Below are 14,773 nucleotides of genomic sequence, written 5' to 3'. Positions count from 1 at the left end.
TGGTGCTTCTCCTCGACGGGGTCGCCCCAGGGGAGTTTGGCGTTCTTCAGGTCCTCGGCGTTGAACCCGTACTGGTCCTTGCGCTCGGAGCCGTCGCCGGCGACCATCTGCGTCCCGCCGAACAGGGCGGTGATCTTGTTGTGGCAGGTGCGTTCGGCGGCCCAGAACGCGGCGACGGTCGCGGTGATGTCGTCACGGAGCTGGTTGTGCTCCTCGACCTTGTCGCCGTCGTACTCCCACTCGTCGTCGTCCTTGTTCTCGTTGACGAACGTCGTCGCGTCGGTCTTGAGCTGGGCGAGCTTGGTGACCAGGGGGCGGATCTCGGTGGCGTAGTCCGACAGGGACGTGGCGACCTTCTCCAGGTCGTCGGCGAAGGTGTCGGCCCGGTCCTTGACCGGTTTCGTCGAGGCGAACAGCTGCTCGGCCTCGGGCGCCCGGTAGTAGGCGGACAGGGCCTGGAACTGGGTGTGGACGGAGGAACCGGTCTCCCGGATGTGCCCGGCGTCCTTCGTCAGGGACGCGTGGTCCTTCTCCAGCTGGCCCAGATCACCGGTGTACTGGGGGATGGCCTCGGGCTTGATCATCGCGTCCGCACCCCGGCCTTCTCAGCCTTCAGTACGTCCCGGACACCTTGTGCTTTCGGGCCACGCCCAGTCACCACGACACCCCCGTGAAACAGCCGGCCGCACCGGCCGGACGAACCTTGGTCAGGAAGAGAGACAGCAAGAAGAGAGCAGAGAGAACAGAGAGACGGAGAAGCGGAGAAGGGAACGGCCGAAGGGAATCGGCCGAGGACCCCGCCGTCGTCAGCGGGCGCCGAAGCGCGCCGCGTCGAAGTTCGCGGACGACATCTGCTGCCGCGCGTTGTCGCCCTGCTCCTGGTCGCCCGAACCGAACGCGGACTCCATCCCGGACTGACCGCCCAGGAGAGCCGCCAGCGAACCGTTCAGCGCCGCCGTGATCTCGTCGGACCGGTTCTTGAACGAGTCGAACGCCACCCGCCCCGAACCGTGGAACTTCCCCTCCATAGGGGCTGCCGCCTGCAGCAACTGACGGATCAGCAGCCCCAGATCATCACTCGACCCACGAGACTTCGACGACAGAGTCGTCAGAACCTGCGCCCCCATGTCGAACTTCATGTCGGCTCCCCCTGCCAAGCTGCGTGAACACATGTTTCGTCATGCCTATCAACTCCGTGTGGCCGGTGCAATCAAAAGCGGGATCGGGGACGGAGGTGTGACGAAGCAGACCGGCTCCACCAGGAGTTGAATCGCTGCCAGTCACGAGGAGGGCGCGGAGCGGATTGCCCGTACCGTCCGCGACATCACCTGCGACGGACAACGCCGGGCCGTGGGCGGACGACATCCCTACGCCGTGCTCACAGGTTCCTGACAAGTGCGGGCCAGGGTGGGACGCGTCCGCCCGCGACGCGTGGAACAGAGCGATCCGGTCGCGGTCGGGCACGAGCACCCGAGGCGACCCGAGAGGCAGGACCGCACATGGCGGTGGGGAAACACAGCAGCAGGACCTTTGGCGGCCGGACCCGTACGGAGGCTCTCGTCGCGGGCGTCGCCGCGGCCGCGCTCATGGTGCTGGTTCCCGCCCTGGCCGCGGGCGGCGAGCCCGCGCCCGCGGCGGACCCCGCTCCGGCGAAAGGCCCGTTCCCGGTGGCGCGGGCGGTCTACGACCTGGGCGACCGGGCCTTCGCCCCCGGAGCGCCGTACAAGGGGAGGAGCGAGATCGCCGGGGTGGTGCACTACCCCGTCGGGCCGGGCTCCGACGGGCCGGTGCGGGGCAGGCATCCGCTGATCGTCATGCAGCACGGGCAGTGGGCCACCTGCGCGGACTGCGGCGCACAGAACGCGCTGGTGAAGGCGGAGAAGGCGCTGGCCCTGGCCGAGAAGGCGGGCGACGAGGCGCGGATGGCCGCGCAGCAGAAGATCATCGACAGGATGAGCGACCGGCTGTGGGCCTGGCCGTGCGGGGCGGGAATCCCGGCGCTGCCGAGCAGTTCCGGCTACGACTACCTGGCCGAACGCCTGGCCCGGCAGGGCTTCGTGGTGGTCTCCATGGGGGCCAACGGAATCAACTCGACCAGCGGCGGCCAGGCGGACTCGGTGTATCGGGCGCGGGCCGCCCTCATCAACGAGCACCTGGACCTGTGGCGCCGGCTCGACGCGGGCAGGGGCCCCTTGAAGGGCGGGATCGAGGACCCGGGGACCGGCCGGTCCGTCGGCGCCGCCTTCGCCGGGCGACTGGACATGCGGAACGTCGGCACCCTCGGCCACTCCATGGGCGGCGGAGGCGTGATGCAGCAGGTCTCCGACGCGCGGCACGGCGACTGGCCCGCCGGGGTGCGGATCGGGGCGGCGCTCGGTCTCGCGCCCACCGCCACATGGGAGAACGAACCGGTCACCGAGGTCCCGCTGGCCGTGCTGTGGGGCACCTGCGACCAGGTCAACACCGGTGAGTACGTGAAGTGGAACAAGGGCGCGAACAAGGCGCCCCTGCACGGCATCACGCTCACCGGCGGCAACCACAACTACTTCAACACCCAGTGGTCCCCCGGCAGCGGCCAGGTGGCCGGTGCGAACGACGCGATCCCCGGCGAGCGGCGCGGGCGGTGCGTCTCGCAGGACGGCAGGAACCAGCAGCACCCGGGACTCGACGAGGCCACCCAGCGCCGGATCGCCACGGGCTACACCGTCGCCTTCTTCCGCCGCTACCTCCTGGGCGACACCTCGCAACAGGCGCTCCTGACCGGCCGGAAGAAGCTGCCCGGAGTGCCGGACGTGGTGAGGACGGAGTACGTGAAGCCGCACTGAAACAGCCGGGGCCGTACCGGAGTCCGGCTTCCGCCGGGCCCCGGTACGGCCCTTAGTCGCTCCGGCCGCCGTCCTCCTCGGCGAGTTCCTTGATGCCGTGGAGGGTGGTCGCCATCCCGGCGCGCAGCTCCTTCAACCGGAACTCGATGATCTGCCGCTCCCGGTCCGGCCGGCCCTCGATGGCCACGAGGAGCCCGCTGCGGCCCGGCCCGATCCTGGCCGTCTGCCGCAGCCGGGTGCCGGAGCCCTCGGCGGCGATCCCGTAGCGCCAGGACGCCATGCACCGCGCGGGGTCCAGCGTGGCTTCGCCGTACCGTCCGTCCGCGTCCGTCACGGCCCAGGCGAACGCCCGCTGCTCGTCCGCCTCGATCACATGGGAGACGGTCCGCCACTCGCCGATCATCGGATGGCGGTTGAAGCCCTCGAAGCGCGCGCCCACCACGGGCCGGGCCGCCCCGTCGAGCCACGCAACGCTCTGCAGCTCCGGGCTGAGCCGGGCGGGCAGGCCGATGTCCGACACCAGCTCCCAGACCCGCTGCACGGTCGCGTCGACGTGGACGGTGACCTCCACGCTCAGTCCGTCCGAGTACTTCACGACTTCCCCCTCCTGTCGGAGCCATCGACGTTCCGGCCGGGTCCGGCACGCACAACGGCACTCAGTGCCCCTTCCCGGCCCTCCCCAACCCTCCTCGGCCCGCTCGATCCTCCCGGCGCCCCGCGGTTCTCCGCGCAGCGGAGGGCTCCGGGACCGGGGAAACGCTGTCAGTGGGAACCGATACCGTCGGGACATGTCCAACATGGCCGTCCTCGAAGGTGTGCTGGAGCGCATCACGTACGCCAACGAGGAGAACGGATACACCGTCGCCCGTGTCGACACCGGCCGGGGCGCGGGCGATCTGCTGACCGTGGTCGGCTCGCTGCTGGGTGCCCAGGTCGGTGAGTCGTTGCGCATGGAAGGCCGCTGGAGCTCGCACTCGCAGTACGGCAAGCAGTTCACGGTGGAGAACTACACGACCGTGCTGCCCGCCACCATCCAGGGCATCCGCCGCTATCTCGGCTCCGGCCTGATCAAGGGCATCGGCCCGGTCATGGCGGACCGGATCACCACCCACTTCGGGGTCGACACCCTCGACGTCATCGAGCAGGAGCCGAAGCGGCTGATCGAGGTGCCCGGCCTCGGACCCAAGCGGACGAAGATGATCGCCGCCGCCTGGGAGGAACAGAAGGCGATCAAGGAAGTGATGGTCTTCCTCCAGGGGGTCGGGGTCTCCACCTCCATCGCCGTCCGCATCTACAAGAAGTACGAGGACGCGTCGATCTCCGTCGTGAAGAACCAGCCCTACCGGCTGGCCGCCGACGTCTGGGGCATCGGCTTCCTCACCGCCGACAAGATCGCCCAGGCCGTCGGCATCCCGCACGACAGCCCGGAGCGGGTCAAGGCCGGTCTCCAGTACGCGCTGTCGCAGTCCACCGACCAGGGGCACTGCTTCCTCCCCGAGGAGCGGCTGATCGCGGACGGGGTGAAGCTCCTCCAGGTCGACACGGGCCTGGTCATCGACTGCCTCGCCGAACTGGCCGAGGACCCGGAGGGCGTCGTACGGGAGAAGGTGCCGTCGCCCGAGGGCGGCGAGCCGGTCACCGCCGTCTACCTGGTGCCCTTCCACCGCGCCGAGATCGCCCTCGCCGCCCAGGTGCAGCGGCTGCTGCGGACCCCCGACGAACGGCTGCCGGCCTTCGCGGACGTGGACTGGGACAAGGCGCTGGCCTGGCTCACGAAGCGTACGGGGGCGGATCTGGCGCCCGAGCAGGAGGCGGCGGTCCGGCTCGCGCTCACCCGGAAGGTCGCCGTCCTGACCGGTGGCCCCGGCTGCGGGAAGTCGTTCACCGTCCGGTCGATCGTGGAGCTGGCGCGGGCCAAGAAGGCCAAGGTGGTGCTGGCCGCGCCCACCGGGCGGGCGGCCAAGCGGCTGTCCGAGCTGACCGGCGCCGAGGCATCCACCGTGCACCGGCTGCTCGAACTGAAACCGGGCGGCGACGCCGCGTACGACCGGGAACGCCCGCTGGACGCCGATCTGGTCGTCGTCGACGAGGCGTCGATGCTGGACCTGCTGCTCGCCAACAAGCTGCTGAAGGCGGTGGCGCCCGGCGCCCATCTGCTGCTCGTCGGCGACGTCGACCAGCTGCCGTCGGTCGGCGCGGGGGAGGTGCTGCGGGATCTGCTCGCCGACGGCAGCCCCGTACCCGCCGTCAGGCTCACCACGATCTTCCGCCAGGCCCAGCAGTCCGGAGTCGTCACCAACGCGCACCGGATCAACTCCGGGATCCCGCCCCTCACCCAGGGCCTCAAGGACTTCTTCCTCTTCGTGGAGGACGAGACGGAGGACGCCGGTGTGCTCGCGGTGGACGTCGCGGCCCGCCGCATTCCCGCCAAGTTCGGGCTGGACGCGCGCCGGGACGTCCAGGTCCTGGCCCCGATGCACCGCGGACCGGCCGGGGCGGGCACGCTCAACGGGCTCCTCCAGCAGGCCATCACCCCGGGCCGGCCGAACCTCCCCGAGAAGCGGTTCGGCGGCCGGGTCTTCCGGGTCGGCGACAAGGTCACCCAGATCCGGAACAACTACGACAAGGGGGAGAACGGCGTCTTCAACGGCACGGTCGGCGTCGTCACCGCCCTCGACCTGGACGAACAGAAACTGACGGTCCTCACCGACGAGGACGAGGAGATCGGCTACGACTTCGACGAGCTGGACGAGCTGGCCCACGCGTACGCCATGACGATCCACCGTTCCCAGGGCAGCGAGTACCCGGCGGTCGTCATCCCCGTCACCAAGAGCGCCTGGATGATGCTCCAGCGGAACCTGCTGTACACGGCGGTGACCAGGGCCAAGAAGCTTGTCGTACTGGTCGGCTCCCGGCAGGCGATCGGCCAGGCGGTCCGCACGGTTTCCGCAGGCAGGCGCTGTACGGCGCTGGATTATCGGCTGTCAGGGGGCTCCGGCGGAGGATCGACGGAAAAAATGATCGATCAAATCGGTGGGAAACATCACGCAGCCCTTCCGGAACCGGAACCGAGGGGGCAGGATGAGTAGGCTCGCGGCACTCAGTGCCGCGAGTAGGTCCAATGGACGACCCCGAGTGCACTCTCCTGAGCCAAATGGGGGAGGGTGGAGACAGTCAGGGAACCTCGAAGAAGAGGCACTACGTCGGTGAGGGATGACGTGAGCGACAACTCTGTAGTACTGCGGTACGGCGACGGCGAGTACACCTACCCGGTGATCGACAGCACCGTCGGCGACAAGGGCTTCGACATCGGGAAGCTCCGGGCCAATACCGGTCTGGTGACGCTGGACAGCGGATACGGCAACACCGCAGCCTATAAATCCGCCATCACCTACCTCGACGGTGAGCAGGGCATCCTCCGCTACCGCGGCTACCCCATCGAGCAGCTCGCCGAGCGCTCGACGTTCCTGGAGGTCGCGTACACGCTCATCAACGGTGAGCTTCCCAAGGTCGACGAGCTGTCGGCCTTCAAGAACGAGATCACCCAGCACACGCTGCTGCACGAAGACGTCAAGCGCTTCTTCGACGGCTTCCCGCGCGACGCCCACCCGATGGCCATGCTGTCCTCGGTCGTCAGCGCGCTGTCCACGTTCTACCAGGACAGTCACAACCCGTTCGACGAGGAGCAGCGCCACCTCTCGACGATCCGGCTGCTGGCCAAGCTGCCGACGATCGCGGCGTACGCCTACAAGAAGTCGATCGGCCACCCCTTCGTCTACCCGCGCAACGACCTCGGGTACGTCGAGAACTTCCTGCGCATGACCTTCTCGGTCCCCGCCCAGGAGTACGACCTGGACCCGGTCGTCGTCTCCGCGCTCGACAAGCTGCTCATCCTGCACGCGGACCACGAGCAGAACTGTTCGACCTCCACCGTGCGCCTGGTCGGCTCCTCGCAGGCGAACATGTTCGCCTCGATCTCCGCCGGCATCTCGGCGCTGTGGGGCCCGCTGCACGGTGGCGCCAACCAGTCGGTGCTGGAGATGCTCGAGGGCATCCAGGCCAACGGCGGCGACGTCGACTCCTTCATCCGCAAGGTGAAGAACAAGGAGGACGGCGTCCGGCTGATGGGCTTCGGCCACCGCGTCTACAAGTCCTTCGACCCGCGCGCCAAGATCATCAAGGCCGCGGCCCACGACGTGCTGTCCGCGCTCGGCAAGTCCGACGAGCTGCTGGACATCGCGCTGAAGCTGGAGGAGCACGCGCTCTCCGACGAGTACTTCGTCTCGCGCAACCTCTACCCGAACGTGGACTTCTACACGGGTCTCATCTACCGGGCCATGGGCTTCCCGACCGAGATGTTCACCGTGCTCTTCGCGATCGGCCGTCTGCCGGGCTGGATCGCCCAGTGGCACGAGATGATCAAGGAGCCGGGTTCCCGCATCGGCCGCCCGCGTCAGATCTACACCGGCGAGGTCCTGCGCGACTTCGTTCCGGTCGAGAGCCGCTGAGCCGGCCGCACCCCCCGCACGACCCCTGGCCGTCACGGCGGCCGGTCGACTTCGCCCCGCGTACCGCGCTTTCGCACAGAGCGCGGTGTTCGGGGCGATCCGCGTTCCCGGCGGAACACCGCGCCGGACAGAGAGAAGCGCCTCGCCATCGATCCCCCCACGGGCCGACAGCGAGGCGCTTCCCATGTCCCGGAGCGGATTCCCCCCACGGGATCCGGCCGGGCGTCTTCGGGAGCCGAAGCTCCTGGGTGCTCCTCGACCGCAGCGAACTGCGTCGTTCTTCCATCTGTACTGCGTGTACCGCTGTACTGCGTGTGGTGCCGTACTGCTGGTGGTGCCGTACCGCTCGTGCGATCTGCCGGGGTACGTACGCACGGGAGGGCCGCTCAAAGCTCCCCGGTGCACGTGCCCCGGCCAACGCTTGCCCGGAGCGTCCCCCAAGACACTCCGCGGACGTCCCCCAAGACATCCTTGGCATCGCACTCTTAGACTCACGAACCCGCCGGATGGTTACCCTGAAATCCATGTGATCTGGATCTCTTTGTGGAAATTAGGTGAAGGCGCGCAACCGCAGGCTGTTCGTCACGACGAAGACCGATGAGAACGCCATCGCCGCTCCAGCAATCATAGGGTTGAGCAGGCCAAACGCCGCAAGGGGTAGGGCGGCGACGTTGTAGCCGAATGCCCAGAAAAGGTTGCTTCTGATAGTGCTCAGGGTGCGTCGGGAGAGCCGGATCGCGTCGGCGGCCACCTTGAGATCTCCACGAACCAGCGTGAGGTCGCTCGCTTCGATCGCTGCATCCGTGCCGGTGCCCATCGCCAGACCGAGGTCGGCGGTGGCGAGCGCGGCCGCGTCGTTGACCCCGTCGCCGACCATGGCGACCGAACGGCCCTCGGCCCGGATCCGCTCGATGACGTGCACCTTCTCCTCGGGAAGCACCTCGGCGTGGACCTCGTCGATCCCGACGGCACGGGCCACGGCCTCGGCCGCGGCACGGCTGTCGCCGGTCAGCAGGACGGGGTGGAGGCCCAGGGCGCGGAACTCCGCGACGGCCTCCGCGCTGGACTCCTTGATCCGGTCGGCCACGGTGAGGACGCCGCGCGCCTCGCCGTCCCAGGCGACCGCGATGGCGGTACGTCCCCCGGCCGCCGCGTCCGTGACGGCGCCGGACAGTGCGCCTGGGAGGGCGATGCCCGCGCGGGCGAGGAGTTGTTCGCGGCCGACGAGGACGGCGTGGCCCTCGACGATGCCCTGGACGCCGAGTCCGGCGATGTTGGTGAAGTCCTCGGGGGTGGGGAGGGTGGTGCCGGTGCGTTCGGCGGCTCCGGCGGCGACGGCCTGGGCGATGGGGTGTTCGGAGGCGTGTTCGAGGGCGCCGGCGAGGCGCAGGACGTCGTTCTCGGTGGTGGTGTCGGTGGTGTGGACGGTGAGGAGGGTCATGCGGCCGGTGGTGACGGTGCCGGTCTTGTCGAGGACGATGGTGTCGACGCGGCGGGTGGTCTCCAGGACCTCGGGGCCCTTGATGAGGATGCCGAGCTGGGCGCCGCGTCCGGTGCCGACCATGAGGGCGGTGGGGGTGGCCAGGCCCAGGGCGCAGGGGCAGGCGATGATCAGTACGGCCACGGCCGCCGTGAACGCCGCGGTCACGTCGTCCGTGGCGAGCAGCCATCCGACCAGCGTGGCCAGTGCGATCAGCAGCACCACGGGGACGAAGACGGCGGAGATCCGGTCGGCGAGGCGCTGGGCGGCGGCCTTGCCGTTCTGGGCGTCCTCGACGAGCTTCGCCATCCGGGCCAGCTGGGTGTCGGCGCCGACCCGGGTGGCCTCCACGACGAGCCGGCCGGAGGCGTTCACGGTGGCCCCGGTGACGGAGTCCCCGACGCCGACGTCCACGGGCACGGACTCACCGGTGAGCATGGCGGTGTCCACGGCCGAGGCACCCTCGACGACGGTGCCGTCGGTGGCGATCTTCTCGCCGGGACGGACGACGAACCGGTCGCCGACGGAGAGTCGGCCGACGGGAACGCGCACCTCCGCGCCGTTCCGCAGGACGGCGACGTCCTTGGCGCCCAGGTGCATCAGCGCGCGCAGGGCGGAACCCGCCTTCCGCTTGGACCTCGCCTCCAGGTAGCGGCCCAGCAGGATGAAGGTGACGACACCGGCGGCCACCTCCAGGTAGATGGTGGAGGCGCCCGCGGTGCGCGAGACGGTGAGGTCGAAGCCGTGCCGCATCCCGGGCATGCCCGCGTCCCCGAGGAACAGCGCCCACAGCGACCAGCCGAAGGCGGCCAGGGTGCCGATCGAGACCAGGGTGTCCATGGTGGCCGCGCCGTGCCGGAGGTTGGCCCAGGCGGCCCGGTGGAAGGGCAGCCCGCCCCAGATCACGACGGGAGCGGCGAGGGTGAGCGAGAGCCACTGCCAGTGGTCGAACTGGAGGGCCGGGACCATCGCGAGCACGACGACGGGGGCGGCGAGGACGGCCGAGACGATCAGCCGTTGCCGCAGCTGCCGCAGCGGACCGTCCTCCTCCGAGGTGTCGGTGCCGGCGCCGGCGGCGGTGCGGGCTTCGGTGTCGGCGATGTCGCCGGTACCGGTACCGGCATCGGTATCGGTGTCCGGGGGCGGGGCGGGGGGAGCGGCTTCGGAGTGTTCCACCGGTTGCGCCGTGTAGCCGGTCCTCTCCACCGTGGCGATCAGATCCGCGAGGCCGGTCCCCGGACCGTAGGAGACCCGGGCCTTCTCGGTGGCGTAGTTGACGGTGGCGGTGACGCCGTCCATCCGGTTGAGCTTCTTCTCGACGCGAGCCGCGCAGGAGGCGCAGGTCATCCCGCCGATCGAGAGTTCGGCCCGCGAACCCTCCGCCGTCGGGGTCTCGGCCGCTGTTGCGCTGTGCATGTCCGAACTCCTGAAATGCCGACCGGGCCGTGCCCCACCAGTATCTGCTGGTGGGTCCGGCCCGGCGGCAAAGGGGGTGATTCGGCTGTATTCGATATGTGTCGGTGGTGCCCGATGGTGCTCAGGCCCGGCCGACGAGCTCGTAGCCGGCCTCGTCGACGGCGGCGCGCACGGCGTCGTCGGACAGCGGGGCCCCGGAGACGACGGTCACCAGGCCGGTGGAGGCCACGGCCTTCACCGAGGTGACGCCCTCGATGCCGGAGACCTCCTCGGAGATGGCACCCTCGCAGTGGCCGCAGGTCATGCCGGACACCTGGTAGACGGTGGTCACCGCGCCCGCCTGCGCACCGGTGTCCGCGCTGTCGTGGCAGGAACCGGTGGACGAGCAGCAGGAGCCGGTGGCCTGGGGGAGCTGGGTCTCGGCGGTCATGGTGTTCTCCTCTTCGACGGACGCGGAAGGTTGCGGTGCCGGGTGCCTCCGGGAGTTCCCCGGCGGCCCAACACGCATCACTATATACCCCTAGGGGGTATGAACGCGAGCCCCTGGCCGCCGATCCGGTCCGGCGGCCCGTGCACCCCGTGCCAGCGACCGCAGCCAGGCCAGTGCGACGAGCGTGATCACGACGAGGCCGCCGACCGAGAAGAGGGTGAACAGGTGCTGCTGCTCGGCGGTGGGGGTCGGCATGTATCCCTGGGCGAAGAGCGTCCGGCTCAGGCCCGCCCCGGTCACCCTGGCGACCAGCCAGATCGCGATGCCGTGCATCGAGTCCCAGAGCGAGTGCAGCACGGCGACGCCGAGATACGTGCCGATCACGGGCGCGGCGAAGCGGAAACGCCCGTTCGGCTGCCGGAAGGAGAGGAGCACGCCACCGGCGATCGCGGTCCACAGCCCGTGCCCGAACGGCGCGAGCACCCCGCGCAGCACCTCGGTCTCCAGCAGGGCGCGCAGGTCGATGCCTTTCATGGTGACGGCGGCGTTGAAGGCGTAGCCCGCGCTCTCGAAGGCGGCGAACCCGAACCCGACCGTCGCGCCGAGCACCAGCCCGGCCCGCATGCCGTGGACCCGGGGATGACGGCGGAGCACGAGCATCAGTGCCGCGAGCTTCACCGCCTCCTCGATCAGCCCGACGCCCAGGAACATCCAGAGGGACGGGTGCAGCAGGTAGTACTCCATGACGGAGGCGCCCAGCACGCCCAGGATCCCGCCGGTCAGGAAGCAGCCGAGGATGAGGTTCGCGCCGAGGTCGCGGCCGTGGCGCTCGTACGCCCACAGGACGAAGACGGCCGGGACCAGGAAGCTGCCGAGCAGGATGAGGGTCGGCAGCAGGGTGGTGTTCCGGGTGGCGTACGTGACGATCGCGGTCAGCAGCCAGAGGGCGATTCCGCCCCACAGGCACCGTTTCCAGAGTCCGGGGCGTGGCTGCGGCGGTTCCGGGGCGGCCCCGGGGCCCCTCGGCGCGGACTCGGCCCGCCGGTCGGAGGGGGCCGGGGGCGGCGGAGGTCGGCTGGGATCGGTGTACCAGTTCACACGGACTCCTGCGTGGATCACCCGATGGATCGATCGATGGTCAACCGCTGTGAGGCTTCCGGTTTGTCCGAATTTTATTCGGGGCGGCGCGATCGGGCATTCGGGGGAACGGGAGCGGCGGGCGGCCCGGGGCGTAGATTCGGCGGTCCGGACGGCGGGCCGCGGAACGGGAAGGACGAGGGGCGGGGGACACCCGGGACGTGTCGCGGCCGACCGGTCCGGGGCGTGGACGGACGAGGCTGGACGAAAGGCTGGGCGACCGGTGCGAGCAGTGGTGTTCGAGGAGTTCGGGCAGGAAGCACGGGTCCGGGAGGTACCGGACCCGACCCCCTCCGAGCAGGGCGTCGTGGTCCGTGTCGAGGCCACCGGGCTGTGCCGCAGCGACTGGCACGGCTGGATGGGGCACGACCCGGACATCACCCTGCCGCACGTGCCCGGCCATGAGCTCGCCGGTGTGGTCGAGGCGGTGGGCCGCGGTGTCGTCGGCCAACGCCCCGGCGACCGGGTCACCGTGCCCTTCGTCTGCGCCTGCGGTCGCTGCCCCGCCTGCGCGGCCGGGGCCCAGCAGGTCTGCGAACGGCAGACCCAGCCCGGCTTCACCCATTGGGGCTCGTTCGCCGAGTACGTGGCGCTGGAGCAGGCCGACGTCAATCTGGTCCCCGTGCCCGACGGACTGTCCTCCGCCACGGCGGCCGGCCTCGGATGCCGGTTCGCCACGGCGTTCCGGGCGGTCGTGGCACAGGGCCGGGTGGCGCCGGGGGAGTGGGTCGCGGTGCACGGCTGCGGCGGGGTCGGCCTGTCCGCCGTCATGATCGCGGTGGCCTGCGGGGCCCGGGTCGTCGCCGTCGACGTGTCGGCGCAGGCCCTGGAGCTGGCGCGGAGCTTCGGCGCGGCGGAGTGCGTGGACGCGTCCGGGCACCCGGACGGGGCGGACGGGGCGGTCCGGGAACTGACGGGCGGGGGCGCCCATCTGTCGCTCGACGCGCTGGGCTCCCCGGCCACCTGTGCCGCATCGGTGCGCAGCCTGCGCCGGCAGGGCCGCCACGTGCAGGTCGGCCTGCTGCCCTCGGCGGCCGGCGACCCCGTCGTGCCCATGGCCCGGGTGATCGGCCTGGAGCTGGAGATCCTCGGCAGCCACGGCATGGCCGCGCACGCCTACCGGCCGATGATGGACATGGTCCTGGCCGGCACCCTCCGCCCCGACCTGCTGGTGACCTCCACCATCGGCCTGGACGCGGCCCCGGCGGCACTGGCCGCGATGGGGACGGCGCCCGGGGCGGGGGTGACGATCATCGAACCGTGGCGATCACGTCCCTGACGAACACCGCCCCGGCCCCTTCCCGGCCGCCGCGCCGCGGCCGTGACGCGGCGGCGGGAGCGGGAGCTACGGGAAGGGGAGGGGCGTCACGCGGTTCGGGCCCGCGTGCCAGAGCGCCGACCAGGTGGCCGGGGTGACCCGGCCGGTCGGGACGAGCGGCGGGTGGTCCGCCTGGAAGCGCTGCACGGCGACGAGCGTCTGCGGCCCGAACGCGCCGTCGACCGCGGACCACGGCAGGTAGTGGCGGTTGGCCAGCATGCACTGGACCTGCGAGACGCGCTCGCCCCGCTCACCGGGGCCGGTCGGCCCGTCGCCGTCGTAGAAGGCGCAGACCGGGCTGGAGCCGGGCGGCGGCGCGGGATTGCCGGTGTCGGCCGAGGCGCCCGGCGCCGAGACGAGGGCGGCGGACAGAAGGGCCGTGGTCAGGGCGGTCGCGGCCGCCCGGCGGGGCGACGGCATCTTTCGGGTCATGGCGGGTTGCTCCCTGTGCGGTGGTGCGGTGATGTGGCGTACGGGGTGCCGGTGCCCGGCCGGGACCGGGCACCGGCTTCCCACCGAGGACAACACCGCGCACCGCCACCACGTCACTGCCCCGGACCGCCCGGCGTGTCCGGAGCCCGCCCCGGCCCGTCGCCGGCCGGGGCCGCGCCACCGCCCCGCGGCCCGCCGCAGGAACGGAGGAACTCCCGGGTGCGGCGGGCGACGGGGAACGGCCGGTCGGGCGGACACGGGTACATGTCCTGCTCGACGATGGCGAAGAGGTCGACGTCCAGCTTCCGGGCCGCGGCGAGCACCGGCTCCAGCGCAGGGACCCCGCCCGGCGGCTCGCACATCACGCCCCGGGCCACGGCCGGCCCGAACGGCACCTCCTCCGCCACGACCCGGGCCAGCACCTCCGGATCCACCTGCTTGAGGTGCAGATAGCCGATCCGTTCGCCGTAGGTTTCGATCAGTTCGACGCTGTCGCCGCCGCAGTAGGCGTAGTGCCCGGTGTCGAGGCAGAGCGAGACGAGGTCGGGATCGGTGGCGTCGAGGAAGCGGCTGACGTTCTCCTCGGTATCGATGTGGGTGTCGGCGTGCGGATGGACCACGATCCGCAGCCCGAACCGGTCCCGCACCTCGCGCCCCAGCCGCTCCGTCTGGGTGGTGAGGTCGCGCCACTGCTCCGCCGTGAGCTCGCGGTCCTCCAGGACCTCGCCCGTCCGGTCGTCGCGCCAGAACGAGGGGATGACCACCAGATGCCCGGCCCCCATCGCCCGGGTGAGTGCCGCGATGTCGGCGACATGCGCCCAGGTCCGGTCCCAGACGCCCGGCCCGTGGTGCAATCCGGTGAAAACCGTTCCGGCCGAAACCGTGAGCCCCCGGCGCCGGGTCTCCTCGGCGAGGCGGGCCGGGTCGGTCGGGAGGTAGCCGTACGGGCCGAGCTCGATCCACTCGTAACCCGCCGCGGAGACCTCGTCGAGGAAGCGCCGCCAGGGCACCTGACGCGGGTCGTCGGGGAACCACACCCCCCACGAGTCGGGTGCCGAACCGATGCGGATGCGGGACGGGGCGGGCGCCGAGGACGTCATGGCGCCCAGCCTTCCGGCCGGGGCGGCGGGTGTCAATCATTCGTCCGTATGTCCGGACAAAGCATTGACACGATTGCGGGGCAGGGTTAGACCTGGGGTCAGTCGCCCCGGACGCCGGTCGAAGGGA

The 14,773-nt window shown here is 70.8% G+C and carries 11 protein-coding genes and 1 pseudogene; 4 read left to right on the top strand and 8 right to left on the bottom strand.

The features are described from left to right. Window positions 1–584: pseudogene (locus ABZZ04_RS09045) on the bottom strand (protein phosphatase); the annotation flags it as partial. A gap of 222 nt (window positions 585–806) precedes the next feature. Next, window positions 807–1,139 (bottom strand): hypothetical protein, encoded by a 333-nt coding sequence (locus tag ABZZ04_RS09040; protein WP_356931515.1) that lies wholly within the window; start codon window positions 1,137–1,139, stop codon window positions 807–809. Window positions 1,140–1,499: 360 nt separating this feature from the next. Here ABZZ04_RS09040 and ABZZ04_RS09035 point away from each other — a divergent pair, with 360 nt between their 5' ends. Next, window positions 1,500–2,825, top strand: coding sequence for an alpha/beta hydrolase (locus ABZZ04_RS09035; RefSeq protein ID WP_356931514.1), 1,326 nt, complete (start codon window positions 1,500–1,502; stop codon window positions 2,823–2,825). Between the two features lie 52 nt (window positions 2,826–2,877). On the opposite strand, the gene ABZZ04_RS09030 is transcribed toward ABZZ04_RS09035, so the two are convergent. Further along, window positions 2,878–3,420: an SRPBCC family protein gene (locus ABZZ04_RS09030; RefSeq protein WP_356931513.1), complete on the bottom strand. Its 543-nt coding sequence runs from the start codon at window positions 3,418–3,420 to the stop codon at window positions 2,878–2,880. Between the two features lie 193 nt (window positions 3,421–3,613). On the opposite strand from ABZZ04_RS09030, the gene ABZZ04_RS09025 reads away from it, so the two are divergent. Both ABZZ04_RS09025 and ABZZ04_RS09020 read left to right on the top strand, forming a co-directional pair. Further along, entirely contained in the window at window positions 3,614–5,914 is a 2,301-nt protein-coding gene (locus ABZZ04_RS09025) for an ATP-dependent RecD-like DNA helicase (RefSeq protein ID WP_356931512.1), read from the top strand. A gap of 129 nt (window positions 5,915–6,043) precedes the next feature. Beyond that, complete coding sequence (locus ABZZ04_RS09020; protein WP_283851652.1) at window positions 6,044–7,333, top strand: citrate synthase; 1,290 nt, start codon at window positions 6,044–6,046, stop codon at window positions 7,331–7,333. 550 nt (window positions 7,334–7,883) lie between these two features. On the opposite strand, the gene ABZZ04_RS09015 is transcribed toward ABZZ04_RS09020, so the two are convergent. The 3 genes from ABZZ04_RS09015 to ABZZ04_RS09005 all read right to left on the bottom strand — a co-directional run bounded on the left by ABZZ04_RS09015 (window position 7,884) and on the right by ABZZ04_RS09005 (window position 11,622). Then, window positions 7,884–10,229, bottom strand: a complete 2,346-nt coding sequence (locus tag ABZZ04_RS09015) for a heavy metal translocating P-type ATPase (RefSeq protein WP_356931511.1) — start codon at window positions 10,227–10,229, stop codon at window positions 7,884–7,886. A 121-nt stretch (window positions 10,230–10,350) separates the two neighbouring features. Beyond that, window positions 10,351–10,659 (bottom strand): heavy-metal-associated domain-containing protein, encoded by a 309-nt coding sequence (locus ABZZ04_RS09010; RefSeq protein ID WP_356931510.1) that lies wholly within the window; start codon window positions 10,657–10,659, stop codon window positions 10,351–10,353. A gap of 90 nt (window positions 10,660–10,749) precedes the next feature. Continuing rightward, the gene (locus ABZZ04_RS09005; protein ID WP_356931530.1) at window positions 10,750–11,622 is read right to left on the bottom strand and encodes a PrsW family intramembrane metalloprotease; all 873 of its coding nucleotides are present in this window, start codon (window positions 11,620–11,622) and stop codon (window positions 10,750–10,752) included. Window positions 11,623–12,019: 397 nt separating this feature from the next. Here ABZZ04_RS09005 and ABZZ04_RS09000 point away from each other — a divergent pair, with 397 nt between their 5' ends. Beyond that, window positions 12,020–13,075 (top strand): zinc-dependent alcohol dehydrogenase family protein, encoded by a 1,056-nt coding sequence (locus tag ABZZ04_RS09000; protein ID WP_356931509.1) that lies wholly within the window; start codon window positions 12,020–12,022, stop codon window positions 13,073–13,075. Between the two features lie 66 nt (window positions 13,076–13,141). Here ABZZ04_RS09000 and ABZZ04_RS08995 read toward each other — a convergent pair whose 3' ends face one another. Together ABZZ04_RS08995 and ABZZ04_RS08990 are read right to left on the bottom strand one after the other, a co-directional pair. Then, window positions 13,142–13,546, bottom strand: a complete 405-nt coding sequence (locus tag ABZZ04_RS08995; RefSeq protein ID WP_356931508.1) for a peptidoglycan-binding domain-containing protein — start codon at window positions 13,544–13,546, stop codon at window positions 13,142–13,144. 113 nt (window positions 13,547–13,659) lie between these two features. Then, on the bottom strand, window positions 13,660–14,646 hold the full coding sequence (locus ABZZ04_RS08990; RefSeq protein WP_356931507.1) for a sugar phosphate isomerase/epimerase: 987 nt from the start codon (window positions 14,644–14,646) through the stop codon (window positions 13,660–13,662). Window positions 14,647–14,773: the final 127 nt, after the last annotated feature.

It is taken from the genome of Streptomyces sp. NPDC006435 (assembly GCF_040612315.1).
Classification (GTDB): domain Bacteria; phylum Actinomycetota; class Actinomycetes; order Streptomycetales; family Streptomycetaceae; genus Streptomyces.
Note: the sequence above shows the minus strand (reverse complement) of the source record. Positions and strands in the feature narration are given on the sequence as shown.

Coding starts and splice junctions, on each gene's coding strand:
- ABZZ04_RS09040 (WP_356931515.1), bottom strand. CDS start 1,139: ATGAAGTTCGACATGGGGGCGCAGGTTCTGACGACTCTGTCGTCGAAG.
- ABZZ04_RS09035 (WP_356931514.1), top strand. CDS start 1,500: ATGGCGGTGGGGAAACACAGCAGCAGGACCTTTGGCGGCCGGACCCGT.
- ABZZ04_RS09025 (WP_356931512.1), top strand. CDS start 3,614: ATGTCCAACATGGCCGTCCTCGAAGGTGTGCTGGAGCGCATCACGTAC.
- ABZZ04_RS09015 (WP_356931511.1), bottom strand. CDS start 10,229: ATGCACAGCGCAACAGCGGCCGAGACCCCGACGGCGGAGGGTTCGCGG.
- ABZZ04_RS09010 (WP_356931510.1), bottom strand. CDS start 10,659: ATGACCGCCGAGACCCAGCTCCCCCAGGCCACCGGCTCCTGCTGCTCG.
- ABZZ04_RS08995 (WP_356931508.1), bottom strand. CDS start 13,546: ATGACCCGAAAGATGCCGTCGCCCCGCCGGGCGGCCGCGACCGCCCTG.
- ABZZ04_RS08990 (WP_356931507.1), bottom strand. CDS start 14,646: ATGACGTCCTCGGCGCCCGCCCCGTCCCGCATCCGCATCGGTTCGGCA.